Source organism: Kamptonema animale CS-326, assembly GCF_028330895.1.
Classification (GTDB): domain Bacteria; phylum Cyanobacteriota; class Cyanobacteriia; order Cyanobacteriales; family Microcoleaceae; genus Kamptonema; species Kamptonema formosum.
The window spans coordinates 1-7,560 of sequence record NZ_JAQMUA010000262.1 but is presented as its reverse complement, the minus strand read 5'-3'; the positions used below and the strand labels follow the sequence as shown (position 1 = coordinate 7,560).

Below are 7,560 nucleotides of genomic sequence, written 5' to 3'. Positions count from 1 at the left end.
TTCCCTAGCCCCTAGCCCCTTCTTTCCCTAGCCCCCGGCTTGAACAAAGCGACCAAATGCGCAAAGATTTTTAACATCGCGCCAACCAGTCCGGGGATCGCATAACCTATTAGCGGTCAACATTACAGCCAAGAGCCATCAGGCCTCAAATAACCTAGGGAAGCAATTAAATATGCTAGACACAGCGATCGAATCAATTCGGGCAAGAGAAATTCTCGACTCGCGGGGCCGCCCCACTATCGAAGCCGAAGTGTCTTTAATCAACGGTGCAGTCGGACTTGCCCAAGTTCCCAGCGGGGCATCTACAGGTAGCTTTGAAGCTCACGAACTGCGGGACGGCGATAAAAAGCGCTACAGCGGCAAAGGTGTTCTCAAGGCGGTTCAGAATGTCGAAGAAAAAATAGCGCCCGCTTTGGAGAATGTAGACGCTCTTGACCAATCTTTGGTAGACCGTACCATGATTGACTTAGATGGGTCGCCCAATAAATCAAAACTGGGCGCTAATGCCATCCTCGCAGTCTCTCTGGCAACAGCAAAAGCAGCCGCAGATACTTTGGCACTCCCTCTCTACCGCTATTTAGGCGGCCCGCTAGCAAATTTGCTGCCTGTTCCCCTGATGAATGTCATCAATGGCGGCTCTCACGCGAATAACAATGTGGACATTCAGGAATTTATGATTGTCCCTGTGGGTGCGCCATCTTTTAAGGAAGCTTTGCGCTGGGGTGCAGAGGTATTTGAATCTTTGAGCAAAGTCTTAAAAGATCGGGGTTTGCTGACTGGTGTAGGCGATGAGGGGGGTTTTGCTCCTAATCTGGAATCTAATCAAGCAGCTTTGGATTTGTTAATCGCGGCAATTGAAAAAGCTGGCTATAAACCAGGGGAAGAAGTTGCTTTAGCTCTGGATGTAGCTGCTAGCGAGTTTTACAAAGATGGGAAATACACCTATGACGGTAGCGCTCATTCACCAGCGGAGTTGATTGATTATTTGGAGAGCTTGGTTGGGCAATATCCGATTGTTTCCATTGAAGATGCTTTACACGAAGATGATTGGGATAGTTGGGTATTGCTGACGCAAAAGTTGGGGGCAAAAACTCAATTGGTGGGTGATGATTTGTTTGTTACCAATCGCACTCGCTTGCAAAAGGGTATCGATTTGAAAGCTAGCAATTCGATTTTGATTAAGCTTAATCAAATCGGTTCTTTAACTGAGACTCTGGAAACTATCGATTTAGCAACTCGCAATAGTTATCGGTCGATTATTAGCCATCGTTCCGGTGAAACTGAGGATACAACTATTGCTGATTTAGCAGTAGCAACTCGTGCGGGTCAAATTAAGACTGGTTCTCTTTGTCGCAGCGAACGGGTGGCTAAATATAATCGCTTGTTGCGGATAGAGGGTGAGTTGGGTGATAGTGCTGTTTATGCTGGTACTATTGGTTTTGGGCCGAAGGTTGTCTAATTGTTAACGGTTAACGGTTAACGGTTAACTGTAACCGTTAACTGTCAATTGGATAGGCAAGCGTTTAACAATTTGGCTGCCTATCTTTTTTTTACCGTAAGAGGTCTAAATCTTTCCTGCTTCTACGTTTGAGACGGGTTATTACCCTCGAAGTGACCACCAACAACCTTACCCCGAAAAACAACATAATTGTAAATGTTGTAAAACAACATAATTGGAATCAGAAAGCCAATGAAGATAATCATAAAAACCAAAGCGCTTGGCGAAGCTGCTGCTTGGTAAATCGTGATTTGAGTTGGGATAATGTAGGGAAAAATAATCAATCCTAATCCCACGAAAGTGAGCAAGAAAATCAGGATAGTCCAGATAAAAGGTGTCCTTTCTTCCTTACGCTCAATGCTTCTTAGCAATAGCCAAATTAACAGAACTCCCAGCAGAGGAATGATAGCAAAGATATAAACTAACGGGGCATCGAATAACTTTGTCCTCGCACTTTCTGAAAAAACGGGAGTGACAATTGTAATCAAGATAGCTCCAATTAGCGTTGTAATTGCTGCAATTTTCGCCGTGCGATAGTGAGTAGTTTGTAGTTCTCCGCCGGTTTTCATAATCAAATAGGTGGAACCAATCAAAACGTAGCCTTGAATTAATGTCAAAGCTACGACAATTGACCGCCAAGTTAGCCAGTCCCAAGTTGTGCCGATAAAGTGTCCCGCTGGGTCAACTGCAATGCCTTCTAGTACCCCTCCAAGGGCTAAACCTTGGGCGAAAGATGCTAAAAAACTCCCGGCCCCAAAAGCATAATTCCAGAATAATTTCCGGTTAGAATGTTCGCGAAATTCAAAGGCAACTGCCCGAAAAATTAACCCGAACAACATCATCATAATGGGGATGTATAGGGCGTTTAAAATCGTGCCGTAAGCTAGGGGAAATGCACCAAAAAGAGCGCCTCCCATTAACACCAGCCAGGTTTCATTAGCATCCCAAACATTGCCCAGACTGGTCATTAAAATGCCCCGGCGTTCTTCGTCATCAGCAGTCAGGGATAAAATTCCTACGCCTAAGTCAAAACCATCTAGCATGACATAGAGCAATAGAAAAAGAGCTAAAATTATAAACCAAACTTGGGGAAGAAAATGCTCTAAAGCTGTCATGAAACCTCCTATTGCTGTGCTTCTACTGGCCGACTATCAGGGATGTGTTCGGCGGGTTCTGTCTCAATTGCGGGTTCATTTTCTACTTCTAAACCTGGTACTGGTAAGCTGAGATTTGGGCCTTGACGGATAATTCTGCTACCAAAATACAAGGTACAAATCAAGAGAAAGCTGTAGACAACAGCGAAGGTAATGAGTGAACCTAAAACATTGCTAGCGGGAATAGCAGAAACAGCATCAGCGGTGCGGATTTGTCCGTAAACAGTCCAGGGTTGTCTGCCTACACAGCGCACTATCCAACCCGATTCTACAGCAATATATCCCAGGGGGGCGGCTAAAATCCAAGCCCGCATCAGCCAAGTTTGTTGAGCAATATTTTCAGCAGAAAGTTTGCCTCGAATCCACTGAATTACACTGAATGCCATTAATGCTGCAAAGTAAAAGCCAATACCGACCATGATGCGGAAAGAATAGTAGATTAAACCTACCATTCGCGGTCTATTTTCTGGCTGCCATTCTTTTAGGCCGAGGACGGGTTCGGATAGTTTTGGTTTAAATTCAAGCACTAATCCTAATGCCTTGGGTATTGCTAGTTCCCAGTCATTTTTTTCTGCTTTTTCGTTGGGTAAAGCTAAGGCTAGCCAATCGGCAGATTTTCCTGCGGGAATCGTTTCCCATTGAGCCTCCATTGCTGCTAGTTTGGTAGGCTGATAGTGATAGACTTGTTCGGCGCTTAAATGGCCGATATAAATTTGTAAAGGTGCAACGGCAATCGCAGCAGCTATTACAATCTTTAATGAGTAAGAAAAGAAGGCTGAGTGTCGCTTATTTAAGATGTACCAGGCACTAATGCCACCAATCACAAATAGCGAGGTTTCCAATGTTGCAAAGAACATATGGAGAACGCTATTTAGCATAAATGGGTTGAGGATGGCTTGAAAGTAATCGGAAACGATAAATTTGCCATTAACAAAGTCTCCACCAGTCGGACTTTGTAGCCAGGAATTGGCTACTAATATCCAGAAAGTTGAGAGGTTAGCACCGAAGGCTACCATGATTGTAGCGAAATAGTGAATGACAGGATTAACGCGCTCCCAACCAAATAACATGATGCCTAAAAAACCTGCTTCTAGCATGAATGCCATTGCAGCTTCAAAGCCTAAAATACTACCGAAAAAGTCGCCCGCTGCTTCAGAAAATGGAGCCCAATTTGTGCCAAATTGAAATTCCATTGGGATGCCGGAAGCTACGCCAATACCGAAGTTGAGGACGTAAAGTTTTGCCCAAAAGCGAGCATGATGGTAGTAGTCAGGATTGCGAGTTTTTAGCCACATTCCCTCAACTATTACTAAATAAATTCCCATGCCTGTAGTCAATACTGGCCAGAGGATATGGAAAATGGCAGTCAGCGCAAATTGCATTCGCGATAGCGCGAGGGTATTAGAGAAAAAATCCATGTCTGACCTCAGTTAGTTAGTAAACCTTTAAAGATTGACTGTTATGATTATATACGTAACGCCGCCCTCTGGGCGGTAAAGATACCGCCAGGATGGCGGCGTTACGAATAGTTTTGCAAAAGTCTTATTCTAATTATCGTACTGTAACTTTGTAACTCAATTCAAAGGGTTTAAAATTAGCTCCGCTTTTGGCTTTGCCACTGAGTTCTAGTTCGTAAATTCCGGCTTTGGGAAATACGATCGCTGCTCCGGGAATGCCTTTGTATTGTTCGGCAGATATGGCTTCTAAGCGTGGCTGCATCAATGGTTTATCGCCTTCTTTATGGGGATGATTGTAGACCGCTAACTGGCAATTACACTGTTCTAAGGGAATAATTTGACCGCCTTTACGAGTGAGGGCAAACCATACACGAGACTGTTCTCCGGCGCGGGGATTATGATTTGGTTCGAGGTGAAATGTAGCTGCGACATCGCCAGAAACTTCGACTTCATGGGCCAAAGCAGAAATAGGCTTAAACTGAAATACAGTTGATATTGCTACATTTACTAATAATCCCAAAAAAACTAGCAATCCTAAACTTTTACTTTGGTTTAATAGGCGAAACATAGAACCTCTCTAAGGATAAAACTGTCCAAAATAGGCGCGATCGCACTAATAAAACGCAGAGGACGATCGCGCCTAAAAATCCCGTCAATAGCTTATTTTGCGCTGTCCATTCAAAGCCGCCGAGATAGTGGGAACCGATCGCGATCGCATGAACCGCACACAGTAACAAAGCAGGCACACTCAACAGGTGAATTTGCCGCCACCGCTTGCCGAGGTAATTTTGGGCGCGATCGCAACTTGTAATCGCCGCAGGAGTCATCAACAGCAACGCCGTCACCCCCGCAGCCATACCTAACTGGTGCAATGGCAACATAAAAGATACAGCGTCAAAATTCCATCTCAGCGCGTGATCGATCGCGTGTAAACTATGAGCAATTGCCAGCACAAACGCTGCCACACCCAAGGCGCGGCGGTAGCGCAGGGGTTGCGCCCACAACTTGCTGACAGGACGTGCGATCAGTGCTAGCATTAGGCATAACAGCGATCCGTGAGCGGTGAAATCCACCATTTCATCGGTTCGCAACAGGGTTAAAATGCCGATCGCGATCGTTACCCAACCTCCCATCTGAAACAGTTGACTGCGCCTCGAAGCACTCAGTCTACCAGCAAAAATCCCCACCCCTAGCATAGTTGGCAGAGTTCCGAGTCCAAAGGCTAGCATTGTCGCCGCACCCAAAACCGCGCTACCAGTTTCAGCCGCCTTAATTTGCGCCACATACAGAAAACCGCAGGGAATCAAACCCCACAGCAATCCCAAAGCTGCTGGCATCCACCAGCTTTGGTGCGCGGAAACCCTCATCATTGCCTCTTGTATGCGTTGATGCGACAGCGGATGCAGCATCGGCAGACGCGGTAGCAAGTTGGGTTTAATTTGCAGCAATCCGAACCAAATCAGCATTAAACCCGTGAGAATCGCGATCGCGCGGCGCAATCCGCTACCCGTACCGGCCATTTGTCCGCTAGCAATTAACACCGAACCCAGTCCCCCAATAGCACTACCTGCGATCGCATAAGCTACAATCCGGCCTAAATTTAGCAGCAGATGAAACCGCAGCGCAGCGCTTTTTTGCTTAGCGGTGGTTTGGGAGAGAGAGAATGCGATCGCCAAGGGGCCGCACATCCCCGCGCAGTGACCAAAACTGCCCAGAAATCCCAAGGTGCTAATTAACATTAGGTCTAGCATCTTGCTGTTCCTCAAAATGCCATATAAATTAAATCGATGCTAACTGATTTTGTGCAGCATTACTAATATCTAAATGATGAGTTGACTTTTGTCAAAAGACAAGACGTAAAACTTCTAGGACTTAGGAAGAAATCAGTGCGGACAAGGAGGTACAGCCTCTACAGAAATCGTTTTTGTACTTCATTTACTAGCCAAAGTGCTGTAAAAGGCGCTCTGAAAATCAATTTTTAGGCGGTTGTACTTGAGGTTTATAGAACTCAAATCCACAGCTTTTGGCTTTTTCTGCTAGGCGACGAATATAAATTCGACGTGCTTCTCTACCTTCTGCGTTCTCTCGATTAGCGATAATAAAACGTGCTAGTTCTTCACGACTCAGACTGTCTAAATTCACTTTATCCATTGTCTTTTTCTCCCAAAAGATCGTCTTCGTCAAGGAAATAGCCATCGGGATAAATGTAATAGACTTTTGTTGGGTTATAATTGGAGTTATTAACCGGAATCCCAAAGATCGCTAAGTAGCATCCAGTATAAATGCTGTCAGGATCGGGTGCAAAGTCGTACAAAAGCCCACTTTGTTGCCAATTAAGCCGAATCAATTCATAAAGTTGCCTGAGTTGGGCTTCAGTTGGTTGCATTTAATCCCAACAGTTAATATTTCTCTATTTGCTATTCTAGCACAATAGAAATAATATAATGCCCATTATTTTGAATAATTACAAAGATATGACATCATGGAAACGACTATAATCTACAAATCTTTTACCATCCGAGGATTTCGATAAGATATCTACAAACCGCACATTCCAGAGAATTTCTCCAGCTACATAAGAATGACGAGCGTGAATAGTTTGAGAAACAGTCTCATCAAGTCCAGTCATCGTCGCCACAATCTCAATTTCCTGGCTAAAAAAATCATCTGCGGTCAATCCATAGAGAGGACTATGCTCATCAATTTCGTGCATAATAGTCCAAGTTAATGCAAAAATAGGCGTTCGACTGCGAACCAAGTTTAAGTCGTAGAAACGCCGCATAAATTGTCCCTCAGCATTAACTTCATCGCGAACTAGAGTGAGTCGCTGCTGAGCTTCTAAAATTTGGTTATAGCGTTGATTTGCCGTGCGGTACATTAAAGTTAGTACGCCATTTTGAGGAGCAATAACAGCAATACGGCTGAATAAAACTTTAGCCGTAGGTCGGGAAAACTTAGTAAAAGCCAAACCTGCTACCATAGCCACTCCTACTAAACCAAAAAGTGCTTCGATAGCAACAACAATATTAGCATAGCTAGTGTGTGGATACATCGCACCATAACCAATAGTAGCCATTGTCTGAAAGCTAAAGAAAAAAGCATCTTTGAAAGAACCCGGTTGAGCATTAGTAATGCAGTCCCCTCCCGCTAAATAGGCTAAGGCAAATAGAGCGTTGCTGAGTACATAGACTAAAGCAATTAGACTAAAAAATCCTCGCCAAGAAAGGGTTAGCAACCAGTGATAGAGGTCGCTAAAGCGCAATGGAGATGAACCCAGTCGCACAATATTCAAATTGAATTCTCCATTTTTACCTACTAAGCGCGTTTGCTGGTGGTGGCGATGTTTTTTCATTGAGATTTGTTAGTTGTTAGTTGTTAGTTGTTAGACATAATTAAATGTAGGGTGGGCGCTCGCCTCAAAAAGGCTGTAACTCATAGCACAAGATGGTTG

At 44.4% G+C, this 7,560-nt stretch carries 8 protein-coding genes; 1 reads left to right on the top strand and 7 read right to left on the bottom strand.

Annotation, left to right across the window (positions count from 1 at the left end; all coding sequences use genetic code 11):
* Window positions 1-172: 172 nt before the first annotated feature.
* Window positions 173-1,459, top strand: a complete 1,287-nt coding sequence (eno, locus tag PN499_RS15315) for a phosphopyruvate hydratase (RefSeq protein WP_272032856.1) — start codon at window positions 173-175, stop codon at window positions 1,457-1,459.
* Between the two features lie 122 nt (window positions 1,460-1,581).
* On the opposite strand, the gene cydB is transcribed toward eno, so the two are convergent.
* The 7 genes from cydB to PN499_RS15280 all read right to left on the bottom strand — a co-directional run bounded on the left by cydB (window position 1,582) and on the right by PN499_RS15280 (window position 7,461).
* The gene (gene cydB, locus PN499_RS15310; RefSeq protein WP_272032855.1) at window positions 1,582-2,613 is read right to left on the bottom strand and encodes a cytochrome d ubiquinol oxidase subunit II; all 1,032 of its coding nucleotides are present in this window, start codon (window positions 2,611-2,613) and stop codon (window positions 1,582-1,584) included.
* An 8-nt stretch (window positions 2,614-2,621) separates the two neighbouring features.
* On the bottom strand, window positions 2,622-4,070 hold the full coding sequence (locus PN499_RS15305) for a cytochrome ubiquinol oxidase subunit I (RefSeq protein WP_272032854.1): 1,449 nt from the start codon (window positions 4,068-4,070) through the stop codon (window positions 2,622-2,624).
* A gap of 133 nt (window positions 4,071-4,203) precedes the next feature.
* A complete protein-coding gene (locus PN499_RS15300) occupies window positions 4,204-4,677 on the bottom strand; it encodes a hypothetical protein (protein ID WP_272032853.1) in 474 nt (157 codons plus the stop codon).
* A complete protein-coding gene (locus PN499_RS15295) occupies window positions 4,652-5,860 on the bottom strand; it encodes an urease accessory protein UreH domain-containing protein (RefSeq protein ID WP_272032852.1) in 1,209 nt (402 codons plus the stop codon). Before PN499_RS15295 ends, PN499_RS15300 begins: the two co-directional genes overlap by 26 nt.
* 220 nt (window positions 5,861-6,080) lie before the next feature.
* The gene (locus PN499_RS15290; RefSeq protein WP_272032851.1) at window positions 6,081-6,260 is read right to left on the bottom strand and encodes a hypothetical protein; all 180 of its coding nucleotides are present in this window, start codon (window positions 6,258-6,260) and stop codon (window positions 6,081-6,083) included.
* The gene (locus tag PN499_RS15285) at window positions 6,253-6,495 is read right to left on the bottom strand and encodes a hypothetical protein (protein ID WP_272032850.1); all 243 of its coding nucleotides are present in this window, start codon (window positions 6,493-6,495) and stop codon (window positions 6,253-6,255) included. The genes PN499_RS15290 and PN499_RS15285 overlap by 8 nt, the downstream gene beginning before the upstream one ends.
* Window positions 6,496-6,573: 78 nt before the next feature.
* Window positions 6,574-7,461 carry an ion channel gene (locus tag PN499_RS15280; RefSeq protein WP_272032848.1) on the bottom strand — a complete coding sequence of 296 codons (888 nt, stop codon included), beginning with the start codon at window positions 7,459-7,461 and terminating at the stop codon, window positions 6,574-6,576.
* Window positions 7,462-7,560: the final 99 nt, after the last annotated feature.

Coding starts and splice junctions, on each gene's coding strand:
- PN499_RS15295 (WP_272032852.1), bottom strand. CDS start 5,860: ATGCTAGACCTAATGTTAATTAGCACCTTGGGATTTCTGGGCAGTTTT.
- PN499_RS15290 (WP_272032851.1), bottom strand. CDS start 6,260: ATGGATAAAGTGAATTTAGACAGTCTGAGTCGTGAAGAACTAGCACGT.
- PN499_RS15305 (WP_272032854.1), bottom strand. CDS start 4,070: ATGGATTTTTTCTCTAATACCCTCGCGCTATCGCGAATGCAATTTGCG.
- eno (WP_272032856.1), top strand. CDS start 173: ATGCTAGACACAGCGATCGAATCAATTCGGGCAAGAGAAATTCTCGAC.
- PN499_RS15285 (WP_272032850.1), bottom strand. CDS start 6,495: ATGCAACCAACTGAAGCCCAACTCAGGCAACTTTATGAATTGATTCGG.
- cydB (WP_272032855.1), bottom strand. CDS start 2,613: ATGACAGCTTTAGAGCATTTTCTTCCCCAAGTTTGGTTTATAATTTTA.
- PN499_RS15280 (WP_272032848.1), bottom strand. CDS start 7,461: ATGAAAAAACATCGCCACCACCAGCAAACGCGCTTAGTAGGTAAAAAT.
- PN499_RS15300 (WP_272032853.1), bottom strand. CDS start 4,677: ATGTTTCGCCTATTAAACCAAAGTAAAAGTTTAGGATTGCTAGTTTTT.